Source organism: Candidatus Corynebacterium faecigallinarum (genome assembly GCF_052264515.1).
Taxonomy (GTDB): Bacteria; Actinomycetota; Actinomycetes; order Mycobacteriales; family Mycobacteriaceae; genus Corynebacterium; species Corynebacterium faecigallinarum.
In genome coordinates this window covers 62,263-78,329 of the sequence record NZ_JBQQOC010000001.1, presented here as the reverse complement: position 1 = coordinate 78,329, position 16,067 = coordinate 62,263, and the positions used below count along the sequence as shown (strand labels likewise).

The following is a 16,067-nucleotide window of genomic DNA, read 5'->3' as shown; positions in this document are numbered from 1 at the left end:
GGACGCTCTCCGGGGCCTTCTCCCAAAAAGACAGCTTGGTCTAGTATGGTGAACGTCCTGAAGGGCTGACTGCACTTCGACATGCACTACAACAGAAAGCCGATACATCGTGACCACCCCGTCCTCTGCGTCCGCAGCGTCTTCCACCCGTGCGAACTCCCGTCTGTTCACCAGTGAGTCGGTGACTGAGGGGCACCCCGACAAGATCTGCGACGCTATCTCGGACACCATCCTCGATGCCCTGCTCGCCGCGGACCCGCAGTCCCGGGTCGCCGTGGAGACCCTGGTCACCACCGGCCAGGTGCACGTCGCCGGTGAGGTGCGCACCAGTGGCTACGTGGAGATCCCGCAGCTGGTGCGTGACACCATCTGCAACATCGGCTTCACCTCCTCCGACGTCGGCTTCGACGGCTCCACCTGTGGAGTCAACATCGCCATCGGCGAGCAGTCCCCGGAGATCGGCGACGGCGTGGACACCTCCCACGAGGTGCGCAGCGCCGTCGAGGGCCAGGAGCACGAGGAATTCGACAAGGCCGGTGCCGGTGACCAGGGTCTGATGTTCGGCTACGCCACCAACGAGACCCGGGAACTGATGCCGCTGCCGATCGCCACGGCCCACCGCCTGTCCCGTCGGCTGACCCAGGTGCGCAAGGAAGGCATCGTCGAGCGACTGCGTCCCGACGGCAAGACCCAGGTCACGTTCGCCTACGACGCCGAAGGTCGTCCTTCGCACCTCGACACCGTGGTGATCTCCACCCAGCACGACAAGGGTTTCGAGCAGGACGACCTGGCCGCAGCACTGCGCACCCACGTCATCGACTGGGTCATCAAGGACGCCGGTCTCGAGAGCTTCGTCACCGACGAGCTCACCGTGCTGATCAATCCGTCGGGCTCCTTCATCCTCGGCGGCCCGATGGGCGACGCCGGACTGACCGGCCGCAAGATCATCGTCGACACCTACGGCGGCATGGCCCGCCACGGCGGCGGTGCCTTCTCCGGCAAGGACCCCAGCAAGGTGGACCGCTCGGCGGCCTACGCCATGCGCTGGGTGGCCAAGAACATCGTCGCCGCCGGCCTCGCCGCCCGCGCCGAGGTCCAGGTGGCCTACGCCATCGGCCGTGCGCGACCGGTCGGTCTCTACGTCGAGACCTTCGGCACCGCCACCGGTGGGCGCACCGACGAGCAGATCCAGCAGGCCGTCGCCGAGGTCTTCGACCTGCGCCCCGGGGCGATCATCCGGGACCTGGACCTGCTGCGTCCGATCTACGCCCAGACCGCGGCCTACGGCCACTTCGGACGCACCGACCTCGACCTCCCGTGGGAGAACACCGACCGCGCCGAGGCGCTGCGCGCCGCCGCCGAGCAGATCGGTGTCCCGGTCGCACAGTAGGCTCGGCCCGTAGACAAGGTCAGTAGAATCGGATGATGTGACCAACCCCGTTGCCCGGGTACTCCCACTGTTGGGGATGCCCCACCTCGACCGACTCTTCGACTACGCCGTTCCGGAGAAATGGGACGCCGAGGCACAGCCGGGGGTCAAGGTCCGGGTTCGGTTCGCCGGACGGCTGGTGGACGCCCTGCTGGTCGAACGCCGTCGCACCACCGACCACGTCGGCGACCTGTCACCGCTCAACCGGGTGATCAGCCCGGTGCAGATCCTCCCGCCGCACCTGTGGGAACTGGTCAACCGGTTGGCCGACCGGTACGCCGGTACCCGCTCCGACGTGATCCGCGCGATCGTCCCGGCCCGCCACGCCACCGCGGAGAAGTCCGGACTCTTCGGCGGCGGGGCCTCGTGGGAGGACCTCTACGGCTCCCTGGTGGCCCGTGACGACCTCATCGCCGCCCCGCGCGAGGCCGCCGCAGCGGGGTGGGCCGCCTACCGACACGCCGACAGTTTCCTCGCCGCCGTTCTCGCGGCCCGTCCGGGCAGCCCTGCCCGGGCCTCGTGGCTGTGGACACCGGGGGAGGACTGGGCCGCACGCCTGGCTGAGATGGCCGCCACCGTGGCCTGGGACGGCGGTGGGGTCCTGCTCGTTGCTCCGGACCAACGGGACGTCGACCGGATCACCGCCGCACTACGCCGCTTCCTGTCGGCAGCCCAGATCACCGAGCTGACCGCCCAGGTCGGCCCCGCCGCGCGCTACCGGCGACACCTCGCGGTACTGGCGGGACAGGGGCGTGTGGTCGTCGGCACCCGCTCGGCCGCCAGCGCCCCGGTGCAGAACCTCCGCCTGGCCGTGCTGGTCGGCGACGGGGAGGACGCCCTGGTGGATCCACGTGCACCATACCTTCACGCCCGCGACGTGCTCCGGATGCGCTCCGAACTGGAGGAATGTGCCCTGCTCGTCGGTGGGGCACACCGCACCGCGGAAGTCCAGCAGTGGGTCGAGCAGGGATTCACCCCGACCTTGCGTCCCGAACCCACCGCACTACGAGACCGGATGCCGTGGATCCACGCCCTCGACGACACCCATGACGCCCACCAGAACTACTCCCGGATGCCCTCGGCCGGGTACAAGGCGATCCGCCGGACCCTGGACGCCGGGCACCCGGTGCTGGTCCAGGTGCCCCGGCGTGGCTACGCCCCGTCGGTGGCCTGTTCGTCCTGTCGTACACCCGCGCGTTGCCGACGGTGCAATGGCCCGTTGGAGATTCCCCGTGGAGGTTCCGATGCGCAGGATTCTGCGGCAGCCGCAGCAGCACCGCACTGTCGGTGGTGCGGGGCGATGGAAGGCAACTTCACCTGCACCAGCTGTGGTGGACATGCTCTGCGCATGACCGTCATCGGCCAGGAACGCACCGCCGAGGAGCTCGGCCGGGCCTTCCCCGGGGTCGGGGTCACCGTCTCCGGTGGGGGACAGGTCAAGGATGTCATCGCCGACGCACCCCGCCTGGTCGTCGCCACCCCAGGTGCCGAACCACTGGTGGACGGTGGTCTCTATGGGGCGGCGGTGCTCATGGACACCTGGCTGAGTCTGGGGCGGGCCGACCTGCGCGCCACCGAGCAGACCCTGCGCCAGTGGATGGAAGCGTCCTGCCTGGTCGCAGCGCGTGAGGACGCCGGTGAGGTGGTGCTCGTCGCACCCACCAGCGACCCGACGGCCCAGCAGCTGATCCGCTGGGATCCCGAGGGGGCAGCGGCCGCCGAGCTCGCCACCCGGGTGGAGGCGGGCTTCCCACCGGCGGTGACGCTCGTCGCCGCCGACGGCACGGCGGCGTCGCTGGACCAGCTGCAGGACGCCTGGACACCCCCGTCGTCGGTCGTCGACGACGGGGATGTGGAACTGCTGGGACCGGTGGAACTGCCCGTCGGGGTACGACGTCCGGCCGGGCTGGGCGACACCGAGGCTGAACTGGCCCGACGGCTGATCATCCGGGTGCCCGCCGGGCACGAGGAAGAGGTCGGGGCCAGCCTGCGGGCCGCGCTGTCGCTCCGGGCGACACGGCGGCAGAACGACCCGCTACGCGTCGTCGTGGACCCGGTGCGGGTCGGATAGGATGGGCAGACATGACCGTTCTGACTATCCGGCTGTTCGGGGACCCCGTCCTGCGCACCGCCGCCGAGCCCGTGGTCGATCCCGCGGGTGACCCCACCCTGCGCACCCTCGTCGACGACATGCTGGAGACCATGGACCATGCCGGCGGTGTCGGCCTGGCCGCCAACCAGGTGGGGCTGACCCAACGGGTGTTCGTCTACGACTGTGAGGGCGATCGCGGCCACATCATCAACCCGGTGTGGGAGGCGGTCGGGGAGGACACCCAGACCGGACGCGAGGGCTGCCTGTCGGTGCCGGAGGCCGGCGGTGACGTCACCCGGGCTCAGTCGGTGCGGGTACGCGGGGTGACCGTCGACGGGGATACGGTGGACCGCGAGGTCACCGGCCTGATGGCCCGCTGTGCGCAGCACGAGACCGACCATCTGGACGGCGTGATGTTCTTCCAGCGCATGGAGCCCGCCGGTCGGCGCGCCGTGATGGCCGAGATCCGGGGAAGCGAGTGGTTCAACCGATGAAGATCCTGTTCGCCGGGACCCCGGAACCAGCTGCGGTAACCCTGGAGTACCTGCTGGACGATCCGTCCCACGAGGTCGTCGCCGTGCTCACCCAGCCTGATGCCCGTCGTGGCCGGGGGAGGACGCTGCACCCCTCCAAGGTGGCCGACGTCGCCGGTACCCACGGGGTGCCGGTCCACAAGTTCACTTCGCTGAAGCCCGACGCCGAGGACGCTGCGGATGTCCGCAAGGTGCTGTCCGGTTACGCCGCCGACGGTGTCGAGGCAGTGGCCGTGGTGGCCTACGGGCAGATCCTGCCGGCCGACGTACTCGACATCTTCCGCCACGGGTGGATTAACCTGCACTTCTCGCTGCTGCCACGCTGGCGCGGCGCCGCACCGGTGCAGGCGGCGATCGCCGCCGGGGACACCACCACCGGGGCGACCACGTTCCGTATCGTCCCGGCCCTCGACGCCGGGCCGACCACCGGCACGGTCACCGAGGAGATCGGCCTGACCGACACCGCCGACGACCTGCTGACCCGGCTGACCTACGCCGGCCGTGAACTGCTCGCCGAGACCCTCACCGGGCTGGGCACCGGTGAGATCGTTCCCGAACCGCAGCCGGGGGAGGGGGCGACCTACGCCGCGAAGATCACCTCCGCCGATGCGAGGGTGGACTGGACCCGGGCCGCCGCAGAGATCCAGCGGGTCACCCGGGCACACACCCCGGCACCGGGACCATGGACGATGCTCGACGGGGAACGCTACAAGCTGGGGCTGCTGCGCCACACTGAGCCGGGGAGCGCCGGTACCGCCGGCACCGACGGCGGAGTCCCGGCGTCCCTTGCCCCGGGGGAGTTGGCGGCCACCAAGGACGCGCTGTACGTCGGAACCGGTGATCGCGAACTGCAGATCACCCGGATCCAGCCGCCGGGCAAGAAGATGATGGATGCCGATGCCTGGGTGCGCGGCCGTGGCGACCTCTTCGACGGTAACGGTAGCGACGGTAACTCTGACACCGCGGTGTTCGAGACCGCCGACACGACACAAGGAGATAAGTGATGGGTGGATTCCGGTCCCGGTCGACCTCAGGCGACAAGAACAGTGGCGACAAGAACAGCGGCGACAAGCGCGCCTCGTCACAGGGCGGCGGTAGGGGCCATGCCGATCGTCGGCGCGGCGGCGGGCAGTCCGGCTACCGCCGCAAGAGTGAGACCCACCGTAAGGAGCGTGCGGACGCCCGCGACACCCGCGGCTCCGGCGATGTGGTCCGTGACCTCGTGCTGTCGGTGCTGCGACAGGTGTCCTCCGGCGACGCCTACGCCAACCTGGTGCTGCCCAAGGCGCTGACCCGGGCGAAGATGTCCGGACGCGACGCCGCCTTCGCCACCGAACTGACCTACGGCACCCTGCGGGCCCAGGGACTCCTGGACGCGGTGATTGCCGAGGCCGCGGGCCGTCCGGTCTCCCGGATCGACGAGACGGTGCTGGACGTGCTGCGTCTGGGCACCTACCAGATCCTGCGCACCCGGGTGGACGACCACGCGGCGGTGAACACCAGTGTCGAACTGGTGAAGGCCAACGGCGAGGAGAAGGCCGCCGGGTTCACCAACGGGGTGTTGCGGTCGATCACGCGAACCCCGGCGAAGAAGTGGCTGGCGAAGATCACCGCCGACCTTGGGGACCCGGTCGAGGAGATCGCCCTGCAGCACTCGCACCCGAGGTGGATCGCCGGAGTGTTCAACACGGCGCTGGGTGGCACGGAGCAGACTCCCGCCGCAGACCTGGAAGAGGCACTCGCCGCCGATGACGCCCGACCGCTGGTGCACCTGGCGGCACGTCCCGGGCAGATGTCGGGGGAGGAGCTCGCCCTGGTCACCGGTGGTGACGAGGGAAAATGGTCACCGTATGCGGTGTACCTCTCGGAAGGGAACCCCGGTTCCCTGCCTCCGGTGCAGGATGGTCTCGCCTCGGTGCAGGACGAAGGCTCCCAGCTCATCGCTCTGGCCGTCACCCGTGCCCAGGTCGATGACGATGCCGGTCGTTGGCTGGACCTGTGTTCCGGGCCGGGCGGGAAGACGGCGTTCATCGCCGCTTGGGGTTCCGGCGACGGGGTGACCGTGGATGCGGTGGAACCGGCGGAGCACCGCGCCGACCTGGTGCGTAAGGCCACCGACGGCCTTCCGGTGCGGGTGCATGTCGGTGACGGCCGCGAACCGAGGTCCGTTGACGGGCTGGACGTTCCGGCCGAAGGCTTCGACAGGGTCCTGGTCGATGCCCCGTGCACCGGGTTGGGCGCGCTGCGTCGGCGTCCGGAGGCCCGGTGGCGCAAGACCGCCGATGATGTTCCGCCGCTGGTGTCGCTGCAGCGTGATCTGCTGCGCGCGGCCCTGAGCGTGACGAAGCCGGGCGGGGTGGTCGTCTACTCGACGTGTTCACCCCACCCGGCGGAGACCGTGGAGGTCGCAGGCTCGGTGGCGGAGGAGACCGGCGCGGTCATCGAGGACGCCACGGCCCTGTTCCCGGAGCTGGCCGGGGCGGGCCTGGATTCTGCACCGTTCGTCCAGCTGTGGCCGCACCGGCACGGCACCGACGCGATGTTCTTCGCGGTGCTGCGCAAGGCCTAGTACAGCTGGATCAGATGATCGAGGTGCCCGACTCCCGGGCCTTCTTCGCGTCACGGATGAATCCCTTGGCGATGACGCCCATGACGACGGCGACCAGGACCGGCCAGATGAGGAAGTAGATGGTGAGCAGGATAGGGGACATGGGTTAACTCCTGTCGTGGGCGGTGTCGTCGGGGTTGGGAAGCTCGTCGGCGGGCTCCGCGGAACCGTCTTCCGGGGTGTCGAAGTTACCGGTGACCGAGGAGATCGTGTCGAAGTCGAAGTTCATCTTGGACCGGACGGACATGCCCCAGCAGACGAGGAACGAGACCGCGTAGGCGACCAGTGAGCCGGACAGCGTCTCGTAGTCACGCAGGAAGTCAAAGCCGAACGGCAGCATGGCGGCCGTGGCGATGCCACCGACCCACACTGCGACGGTCTTTCCGAAGTACCCGAACGCCATGATGCCCAGGACCACACCCACACCGATGATGGAGAGGGCCTCGACGATGATGCCCCAGACACCGGTTGCAGGGATCCACGCGAAGCGCACCGGGAGGAAGACGACGAGGGCTGCGAGCACGGAGACCGTGAACGCTGCGTTGGTGACCTTCTTCCAGTAGAAGGAGGCGATGACGGGGAAGACCAGGCAACCCCACAGCGCACCGACGAAGACCAGCAGATCGAGGATGTTGAACCGGGCGGTGGCGAAGAACAACGCTGCCGCCGTCGCCACGATCATCGTGACGCGTCCCAGCCACAGCATCGTCTTCGGGTCGGCCTTGCCGCGTCCCTTGGACTGGCCGTAGATGTCGGCCATCACGATGGAGCTCAGGGCGGACAGGTCCGAGTCAGAGGTCGAGGACAGTGAACCGATGATCATGATGAAGGCGAGGGCCAGCAGTCCGATCGGCAGGAACTCGGCGCTCATCTGCGGTAGCAGGTTGTTGACGTCGTCGTCCATCGGCTGGATGCCGAGGTAGAGGGCCATGGCGCCCACCATGCCGATGCCGATCACGGTGGCACCGTAACCCAGGGTCGCGGTGATGAAGGTGGGCTTGATCAGGTCCTCACGCACGGCGAAGAGACGCTGTGCGATGGTCTGGTTACCGATCGCGTAGGCCAGCACCGCGGCGATGTAGGGCGCGCCCTGGTTCATGAAGGCGTCGGAGGAGAAGAAGCTCTCCTGCTGGGAGGTGACGTTGCCCGCGGCGCGGCCGGCCTCGAACATGTCCGGGCCACCGGCGGCGAAGAAGATCACCGGGATGATGATCGCCGCCGCACCCATCATGGCCATTACCTGGACGAAGTCGGTGAGGACCGAGGCGCGGAAACCGGACCAGAGCGTGTAGAGGAGCACGCCGCCGGCGACCATCAGGATGCCGCCGCCGAAGCTGATCGGCGACAGGATCGAGATGATCGCGCCACCGGCGATGAAGTTCGATGTCAGCGAGATGACCGAACCCAGCACATTGGAGCCGGCGAGCATGAGCTGCGAGGAGCGGCCGTGGCGGGCGTACATGACCTCCGCCAGGGTGTGCGCCTTGGGTGCGACCTTCCGGATGCGCTTGCCGAAGGGGTAGATGAAGAGGATCATCAGTGCGCCCCAGAGCCCGTAGTGGATCGGGCCGGAGACACCGTAGTTGTAACCCGCTTCGACCGAGGCGTACATCGAGGATGCCCAGATCCAGGTCGCGGTCATGGATGCGGCGGAGACACCGAATCCAATCTTGTTGCCGGCGGTCATGTAGCCGTCGGCGTTCTCTTTGCGCTTCGAGATCCGTACGGCCATCCACATCGTGCCGCCGTAGAAGAGCAGAAGGAGAAGGAGGATCGCCGGGGTGCCCAACTGAGTGAGGGCGGAACCATCTGCGGCCAACACCATCGAAATTCCAATCGGTAGGGGACGGGTGAACTCCGTGCTTTCCCGATCGAGCCGGCGTGGGGCTGGGCCCGGACGGCTCCTTCAGGAAAACACAAGGTTTATATGTTAGCGCATCGCTGATATCTCGTTAGAGCTAGGTGTGAATAAGGCTCACCTATCGACGGGCGACGGAACCGGGGAGAGAGCACGTCAGTACACGTCAGTACACGTCGCGTACATAGCGCTTCTCCTTCTTCATCGTCGTCAGATAGTCCTGGGCGGCGTCGGCGGAGCACCCGGACTGCTCGGCGATGACATCCAGCAGGGCGTCCTCCACGTCCTTGGCCATGCGCGAGGCATCACCACAGACATAGAAGTAGGCACCGTCCTCCAGCCACTGGAACAGCTCGGCGGCCTCCTCACGCATCTTGGTCTGCACGTACACCTTCTCCGCCTGGTCACGGGAGAACGCCAGCGACATCTTCGTCAGCACGCCGGAGTCCGCCATCCCGGTGAGCTCCTCGGAGTAGATGAAGTCGGAGGAGCGGTGCTGGTCGCCGAAGAACAACCAGTTGGGACCGGTCGCCCCTGCCTGGGAGCGCTCGTGCAGGAAGCCACGGAAGGGTGCGATACCGGTGCCCGGACCGACCATGATCACCGGTGTCCCCGGGTCCTCCGGCACGCTGAACGCCGCATTCGGCTGTGGGTAGATGCCCACCGTCTGGGTGCAGTCCTCGCCGAACTCCAGACGGTCCGACAGGAAGGTCGAGCACACGCCGCCGTGCTTGCGCTCCTCGCTGTCGGCGACCTTCTCCGGTCCTTCGTGGCGGACTGCGGCAATGGTGAGGTGGATGCTGTCCGGGCTCTGCAGCGGGCTCGAGGAGATCGAGTACTGGCGGGCCTGCAGTGGACGCATCACCTCGGAGAGCTCCGCAGGGGTGAAGGTCACCGTCGGTGCCTCGTTGAGCAGGTCAAGAACGTCGCGTCCCCAGAGGTAGGAGTCCAGCGCATCGCGGTCGTCACGGCGGACGACATCGGCGAGAACGCTGTCCTGCGCGACCTCGGAGAGGCGGGTGATCAGCTCCTTCGACGGAGTCCGGATCTCCCACTCGAACGTCAGCAGATCGGCCAGGGTCCGGCCGTCTGTGTCGTCCGCCTGCTGGTCGCCGTCGAGCCCCAGGCGGATCAGGATGGCCTCGACCAGGCTGTCGTCGTTGACGGGCATGACAGCCAGGGCGTCCCCGGCGGCGTAGGTGATGCCGGAGTCGCCCAGGTCGAATTCGAAGTGGCGGATCTCCTTGCCACTGTCCTCACCCGACAGCAGCCGGTTGACGGTGAGACGGGACGGGTAGGGGTTGCGGCGGTTCCACTGGGACCGCTTCGGGGTAGGGGACGAGCCGGTGGCCGTGGGTGCGCCGGCACCACCGGCCGGTGCCAGTGCGCCCAGGGCCGCGGTCACCTCGGCGACCCATGCCTCGGCCGGCTCCTCGAAGTCGACGTCGCAGTCCACCCGTGCGGCGATCCGGGACGCGCCCAACTGCTCCAGGCGGACGTCGATGTCCTTGCCTGCCTGGCAGAAGTCGTCGTAGCCGGAGTCGCCCAGGGCGAGCACGGAGTAGGAGAGCTCCTCCAGTCGCGGCATTTCGGCCGACGACAGTGACTCCCAGAACAGTTCGGCGTTGTCGGGCATCTCGCCCTCGCCGTAGGTCGAGGTCACCACGAGCACGTGCCCGGCCGTCGCCAGTCCGTCGGTGCCCGCGGAATCCAGCTCGGAGACGTTCGCGCCCAGGCCGACGCCCTGCAACGCGCCGGCGAGCTGGTCGGCGAGGAACTGGCAGTTGCCGGTCTGGCTGCCCACCAGGATCTCCACGGTCATGGTTGCTACCGGGCCCTGGAAACGGTCCTTGGCCAGGTCCATCCCGGCGAAGAAGCCGTCCAGCCAGGTCTGCTGGTCCGCCGAGAACGGTGCATCGGAGGGGATGAAGCCCAACGAGGGCTGGGCAGGCAGGGACGGCAGGGAGGGGGAAACAGGGAGCGTCATGCGTTCACACCTTTCGTCTCGCGCCAGTCGGCGACGAGGTCGTCGAGGGAGGCGGTGGCGATGGCCCGGTCAAAGGCCTCGTGGTCGATCAGGCCGGCGTTCTTGGCGTTCTGGAAGATGATCCAGCCGTAGGTCGCCGGGGCGTCGATGCCGCGGACGTTGCGTCGCGACAGGGACTCCTTGTAGTCGTCCAGCCGCTTCACCGCGATCATGGCGGCGAGTTGCTCGTCGGGGAAGGCGTCCAGGGCGTCGCGCAGGTAGCGGACGACCTTCTGCATCACGAAGAAGTCCTCGGTGAGGATCAGGTTGCGCACCATCTCCTCGATACGCGGGTCGTCCGGACCGACCGCGCCGGTGACCCGCTCGCGGGCGATCTCGCGGGCGGCCGACAGAATCGTGTAGGACGCCAGCAGCGAGAACATGTCCGGCGAGCCGGTCTGTCCCGGGGCCCGGCCGTCGAGCAGCAGCTTCTGGTCACGGAAGTCCAACTTGAACTCCCGCAGTCGGGAGGACGCCACGGCGGTGGCCAGCTCGTCCATCAGCTCACGGCGGGACGCGGCGCCGAGGATCTCGTCGGCGTCCTGGTAGAGCAGCAGCGCACGCGGCATGCAGCAGACGATCGATTCGCGGGTGGTGTCCCACTCATCGCGCAGCGTGGTGGCGTAGACCGAGCCGGTGGCCTCGATGTGCCAGTCGAGCATCATGCGCACCGCGGCCTCGTGGAAGGGCTCCGCCTGAACCAGCGGGAAGGTGACCAGGGAGTCGGCGCTGACGGTGGCGGCGACCCGGCCGTCCGGATCGTACTGGTAGAGGAAACCGCCGCTCATTCCGTTGCCGAGGCCCTTGCCGCAGGCACCGAGGTTCAGCACGGTGCCGTTGGTCATGTACTCGCACCCGAACTCGCCGAAGCCTTCGACCACGGCGGTGGCACCGGAGTTCCGCACGGCGAAGCGGTCGCCGGCCTCACCCTCGACGAACAGGCGTCCGCCGGTGGCACCGAAGAGGGCGAAGTTGCCGATCAGGACGTTTCCGCCGGCCTCGGGGGAGCCGCCGCCGGGGGAACGCACGATCACCGTTCCGCCGGACTGGCTCTTGCCGACACCGTCGTTGGCGGTACCGGAGTGGGACAGGGTGATGCCGTCGTTGCAGAAGACACCGTAGGACTGGCCGGCCGACCCGGAGGTGTGGACGGTCACGGCCCCGTCGCTGAAGGAGGCCCGGCCACGGTCGTCGTGCTGGGTCGACGGCAGGGCGTCGACCTCTTCGTCGGTCAGCTCGTGGTTGAGCAGCCGCTCGATGTCGACGGACAGCTGGCCGCCGACCGACTTGTTCCAGTTGAACAGCTCGACCGGGGTCTCGGCGCCGATGACGACGCTGTCGGCAGGATCGGCACCGTCGACCAGGGCACGGCGCACCTCGGCGAGGAGGTCCTCGTCGACGTCGAAGTTCTTCTCCAGGTACACCGGCTCGCTGACGGTTTTCTCCGGGACGATGGCGAGCATGTCGCGCATGTCCAGGTCGCCGACACTTGCCGGGTGCTCCAGCAACTGCAGCAGGTCGGTACGTCCGCGGGCCTCCCGTAGCGAGCGTAGGCCGAGGCGGGCAAGCAGCTCCCTGACATCGTGGGCGATGTTGAGCAGGTACTGGGCCAGGGCGCGCGGGTCGCCGTCGAAGGCCTCGGAGTTGGTGGTCAGCCCGGCCGGGCACTTGATGTTGCAGTTCTTCGCCATCACGCAGCGCAGCATCATCAGTGCGGTGGTGCCGAACTCGAAGGAGTCGCCGCCGAGCAGGGCGGAGACCAGGACGTCGCGTCCGGTCTGGTGGGCGCCGGAGCAGCGCAGCACCACCTTGTCGCGCAGGCCGTTGGCCAGAAGGGCCTGGTGAACCTCGGCGACGCCGATCTCCGCGGAGCGTCCTGCGTACTTCAGGCTGGTCACCGCGGCAGCGCCGGTACCACCGGTGTTGCCGGCGACGTTGATGACGTCGGCGCCGGCCTTCGCCACACCGACGGCGATCGTGCCGATGCCTTCGGAGGACACCAGCTTGACGATGACGCGGACGCGGGCGGCCTTGCAGTCGTGGATCAGCTGGGCGAGATCCTCGATGGAGTAGGTGTCGTGGTGCGGGGGAGGTGAGACCAACTCGATGCCCGGGGTACCGCCACGGGCAGCGGCGATGTCCACGGTGACCTTCGGTGCCGGCAGCTGTCCGCCTTCACCTGGCTTGGCGCCTTGACCGATCTTGATCTCCAGTTCCTGGAGCTGCGGGTCGGCGAGGTAGCCGGCGCAGATGCCGAAGCGTCCGGAGGCGAACTGCTTGATCCGCGAGCCGCGGATGGTGCCGGCACGGGAGAAGTGCTCGCCGCCTTCGCCACAGTTCGACATGCCGCCGACCATGTTGGTGCCGTGGGCGACGGCCTCGTGGGCCGAAGCGACCAGGGCGCCGTGGCTCATCGCACCGGAGGCAAGGGTGCGGGTGATCTCGTGGGCGGGCTGGATCTCGTCCAGTGACAGTGCCGCAGGCGCCTCAGTGACCAGTCCGAACAGGATCGCGGCGCGACCGGTGGCCCGCAGCGTGATCGAGGAGTCGGTGATGTGCAGGTCGTGGATGTCGCGTCCCATCACGCTGCGCAGCCAGACCATGAACTCGCAGTGGGTGGACAAGTCGCCGTCGAGCAGGCGGATGGTGGTGGTGCCGTCGGCGCCCGGGGTCTGCTCCAACCGCAGTCCGCGGATGCACAGGGAGGTGTTGCCGGACAGGGAGAACCGCTCCAGCTCACGGGAGAAGTCCTCGGCGCTGCGCATCCCGGTGACATCCGCCGGGAGGGTCAGCACGTCACGCAGGGCAGACGGGCGACGGTGCCGCTCGGCGCGGGTGTTCGACACGAAGTCGCGGTAGCCCGGGGTGATGCGGAAGGCGTCGATCCGGTCGTCAGGGACCGGGCCGAAACCGGCGTTCTGGTAGGCCTCGTCGGTCAGGCCGAATGAGTCCTCCAGCTGGCCGAGGGTGAGCAGGCGCAGTGCGTCGGTGTTCGCCGGCTTCTTCGCGTCCTTGTATTCGGCGTTGACCATGATCTTTTCGTCGGTCAGTCCGGTGAAGCCACGCACGGCCGTGGTGCCGAAGGAGTGGCCGGCACCCTCCGAGCGCTCCTTGAACAGGCCGAGCAGCGGGATGTCACCGCTCTCGTCGACGGCGCGGGCACGCTGGTGCCAGTCCGAGGACGCCCGGGCGATGCGGGTGAAACCGACACCACCGACCGGGGCCTTCATGTGCGGGAAGCAGCGGGCCAGTCGCGGATCACGGGTGTCGAGGTAGTTGGGCTCGAAGAACTCGCCACCGATGTAGCTCTCGACGGTGCACAGTCCCACGCGGCCCATGGTCTTGCCGAGCTGCTTGAGCGCGGCCTTACGGAACTTGTTGAAGGCACGGTCGGTGTCCGTCATCTCGCCGGCCGGACCGGCGGGACTCGGGTACTTCTCCTCGGCACGCAGTCGGGCGCTGATGCTGTAGACCGCGGCGGCCCCGAAACCGAGGGCGGAGGCGATGTGGTGCGAGCTGGGCAGCTGGCCGCTGTCGGCGATGACCGAGGCCCGCATGCGTAGACCGTCGCGGATCAGCCGCTGGTTCACCGCGGCGATGGCCAACAGCAGCGGCACCGGTGCATGCTCGGTGTCGACCCCGCGGTCGGTCAGGACCACGATGCCGCCCTTCTCCTCGGCGAAGGCGGCGACCCGGTCACACAGCTGGTCGAGGGCGTCGGTGACGGCGACGGCATTGGCCTCGTCGTCATCGTCGACCGGCGTGTAGAGCAGGTCGGCGTAGGTGACCGGCACCATGGTCTGCTCGCGGATCCGGAGCATGTCGAGCTGGCTGAGGATCGGGGTGTCGAGCACGATCTGGTGGGTCGGTCCTGTTCCACCGGAGGCCTCCACGGTCTCCTGGCCGTCCGGCTTGGCACCGAGGGCGACGCGGAAGGTCATGCCGTCGGCCTCGCGGATGCTGTCCAGCGGCGGGTTGGTGACCTGGGCGAAGCGCTGGGAGAAGTACTTGGCCAGGCCACCCTCCTGGTCACTCAGGGCGTTGATGGCGTTGCCGTAGCCCATCGCGGTGATGCGCTCGGCGCCCTGGGCGAGCATCGGGTCCATCATGAACCGGAAGCTCTCCTGGTTCAGGGAGTAGGAGACGTAGCGTCCGGACACCGGGAGGTCGCCGTCGTAGCCCAGGGTGGAGGTGCCGCGGTCGAGACCGGTGACCGGGATGTCGTCGATGTGGGTGCGGGCACCCTTGAGCAGGGTGGCGTAGTCGCGGGCGGTCGCGAGATCCTCGAGGGTCTGGCGGGTGTCGCGGATCTGTCCGGTCCGGTGGTCGAGCGACAGCATGCCGCCGGCCTCGATGCGTCCGCGGCGAAGGACCTCGTCGGACGGCGCACCGAGCTGGCCGGCCTCGGAGGAGACCATGAGGTAGTCGCCGGTCTCCACGGTGCGTAGCGGACGCAGCCCCAGGCGGTCCAGGCGTGCACCGACGACGTCACCGTCGTTGAAGATCAGGGCGGCGGGGCCGTCGTTCTTTTCCTCGTAGAGGGAGAAGTACTCCAGCATGTCCCGGACCGGCTGCGACAGGGTGGTGTCATTCTCCCAGGCCGGGGGCATGAGGGTGACGACGGCCTCCACCGTGCCGAGGCCGTCGTCGAAGACGCGGCTCTGCAGGGTCTGGTCGAGACGGCTCGAGTCACTCTGCCCGGGGGGACGCACGATGGTGCGGTGCCGGGCGGCGGCGAAGGCGTCGTCGTTGATGCGGTTCTTGCGGTCGGTGTTGAGCTCGCCGTTGTGCGCCATCAGGCGGAAAGGCTGCGCCATGGTGGGGTGCGGTTCGGTGTTGGTGGAGAACCGGGTGTGGAAGTACAGGGTGCGCACACTGTGCCGGGGGTCGACCAGGTCACGGAAGTAGGGGATGACCTCGTCCGCGTTGAGCCGGCCCTTGAGTACCTGGGTGCGGGTGGACAGTGACAGCGGGTAGAGGCCGGTGTACTCCGCAGTGCGGTAGGCCTCGGCCTCGATACCCAGCAGGGCGTCGTTCGCCGCGCGGTCGGCCTGCTCCGGGGTCATCCCGGGGGCGGTGAACACCCACTGGGTGATGGGGAACTGGTACCCGACGGCGGCGGGACGCAGCACGCTGTCGTCGACGGGCACCTCACGCACGTGGACGATCTCCAGCCCCTCGGCCTGCAGGCCGGCGGCGACCAGGTCGCGGGCGGCCTGCTCATGGGAACGGTCCTCGGGCAGGAAGAAGTTCGCCACGCCGAAGTGGCGCTCGGTCAGCTGACGTCCGGTGACGGCACTGAAGAACTCGACGGACAGGTCGATGTTCACTCCGGCGCCGTCGCCGACGCCCTCCGAGGACATGCCGCCGCGGTGGGGAATGGCGCACAGGGCCTCATGGCCCCTGACGAGGACGTCGTGGGTGGGGTGGCCGTCCTTGCGGGTTAGGAAGCCGACGCCGCAGGCGCTGTGCTCTGCGGTGGGGTCGTACAATCCGAATGTCGAACTCATGTGCGATAGGT

At 68.3% G+C, this 16,067-nt stretch carries 9 protein-coding genes; 5 read left to right on the top strand and 4 right to left on the bottom strand.

The window, feature by feature from the left end:
- Positions 1-109: 109 nt before the first annotated feature.
- From metK to ACTXPP_RS00305, 5 genes are read left to right on the top strand one after another with little or no spacing between them, the layout of a single operon-like run.
- A complete protein-coding gene (gene metK, locus ACTXPP_RS00325) occupies positions 110-1,390 on the top strand; it encodes a methionine adenosyltransferase (RefSeq protein WP_301497535.1) in 1,281 nt (426 codons plus the stop codon).
- A gap of 37 nt (positions 1,391-1,427) precedes the next feature.
- Positions 1,428-3,500, top strand: coding sequence for a primosomal protein N' (locus ACTXPP_RS00320; RefSeq protein ID WP_301497533.1), 2,073 nt, complete (start codon positions 1,428-1,430; stop codon positions 3,498-3,500).
- A gap of 11 nt (positions 3,501-3,511) precedes the next feature.
- Positions 3,512-4,015, top strand: coding sequence for a peptide deformylase (gene def, locus ACTXPP_RS00315; RefSeq protein ID WP_301497532.1), 504 nt, complete (start codon positions 3,512-3,514; stop codon positions 4,013-4,015).
- Entirely contained in the window at positions 4,012-5,058 is a 1,047-nt protein-coding gene (gene fmt / locus ACTXPP_RS00310) for a methionyl-tRNA formyltransferase (protein ID WP_301497530.1), read from the top strand. Before def ends, fmt begins: the two co-directional genes overlap by 4 nt.
- Entirely contained in the window at positions 5,058-6,623 is a 1,566-nt protein-coding gene (locus tag ACTXPP_RS00305) for an RsmB/NOP family class I SAM-dependent RNA methyltransferase (protein WP_443340400.1), read from the top strand. The genes fmt and ACTXPP_RS00305 overlap by 1 nt, the downstream gene beginning before the upstream one ends.
- A 10-nt stretch (positions 6,624-6,633) precedes the next feature.
- Here ACTXPP_RS00305 and ACTXPP_RS00300 read toward each other — a convergent pair whose 3' ends face one another.
- The 4 genes from ACTXPP_RS00300 to ACTXPP_RS00285 all read right to left on the bottom strand — a co-directional run bounded on the left by ACTXPP_RS00300 (position 6,634) and on the right by ACTXPP_RS00285 (position 16,056).
- Complete coding sequence (locus ACTXPP_RS00300) at positions 6,634-6,765, bottom strand: putative transporter small subunit (protein WP_301495731.1); 132 nt, start codon at positions 6,763-6,765, stop codon at positions 6,634-6,636.
- 3 nt (positions 6,766-6,768) lie between these two features.
- Positions 6,769-8,484, bottom strand: coding sequence for a sodium:solute symporter family protein (locus tag ACTXPP_RS00295; protein WP_443340399.1), 1,716 nt, complete (start codon positions 8,482-8,484; stop codon positions 6,769-6,771).
- 202 nt (positions 8,485-8,686) lie between these two features.
- Positions 8,687-10,507 (bottom strand): diflavin oxidoreductase, encoded by a 1,821-nt coding sequence (locus tag ACTXPP_RS00290; protein WP_443340398.1) that lies wholly within the window; start codon positions 10,505-10,507, stop codon positions 8,687-8,689.
- The gene (locus ACTXPP_RS00285; RefSeq protein ID WP_443340397.1) at positions 10,504-16,056 is read right to left on the bottom strand and encodes a glutamate synthase-related protein; all 5,553 of its coding nucleotides are present in this window, start codon (positions 16,054-16,056) and stop codon (positions 10,504-10,506) included. Before ACTXPP_RS00285 ends, ACTXPP_RS00290 begins: the two co-directional genes overlap by 4 nt.
- Positions 16,057-16,067: the final 11 nt, after the last annotated feature.

Excerpts from the sequence above, each read along its gene's own strand:
- def (WP_301497532.1), top strand. The coding sequence starts at position 3,512 with ATGACCGTTCTGACTATCCGGCTGTTCGGGGACCCCGTCCTGCGCACC.
- fmt (WP_301497530.1), top strand. The coding sequence starts at position 4,012 with ATGAAGATCCTGTTCGCCGGGACCCCGGAACCAGCTGCGGTAACCCTG.
- ACTXPP_RS00305 (WP_443340400.1), top strand. The coding sequence starts at position 5,058 with ATGGGTGGATTCCGGTCCCGGTCGACCTCAGGCGACAAGAACAGTGGC.
- ACTXPP_RS00300 (WP_301495731.1), bottom strand. The coding sequence starts at position 6,765 with ATGTCCCCTATCCTGCTCACCATCTACTTCCTCATCTGGCCGGTCCTG.
- ACTXPP_RS00290 (WP_443340398.1), bottom strand. The coding sequence starts at position 10,507 with ATGACGCTCCCTGTTTCCCCCTCCCTGCCGTCCCTGCCTGCCCAGCCC.
- ACTXPP_RS00285 (WP_443340397.1), bottom strand. The coding sequence starts at position 16,056 with ATGAGTTCGACATTCGGATTGTACGACCCCACCGCAGAGCACAGCGCC.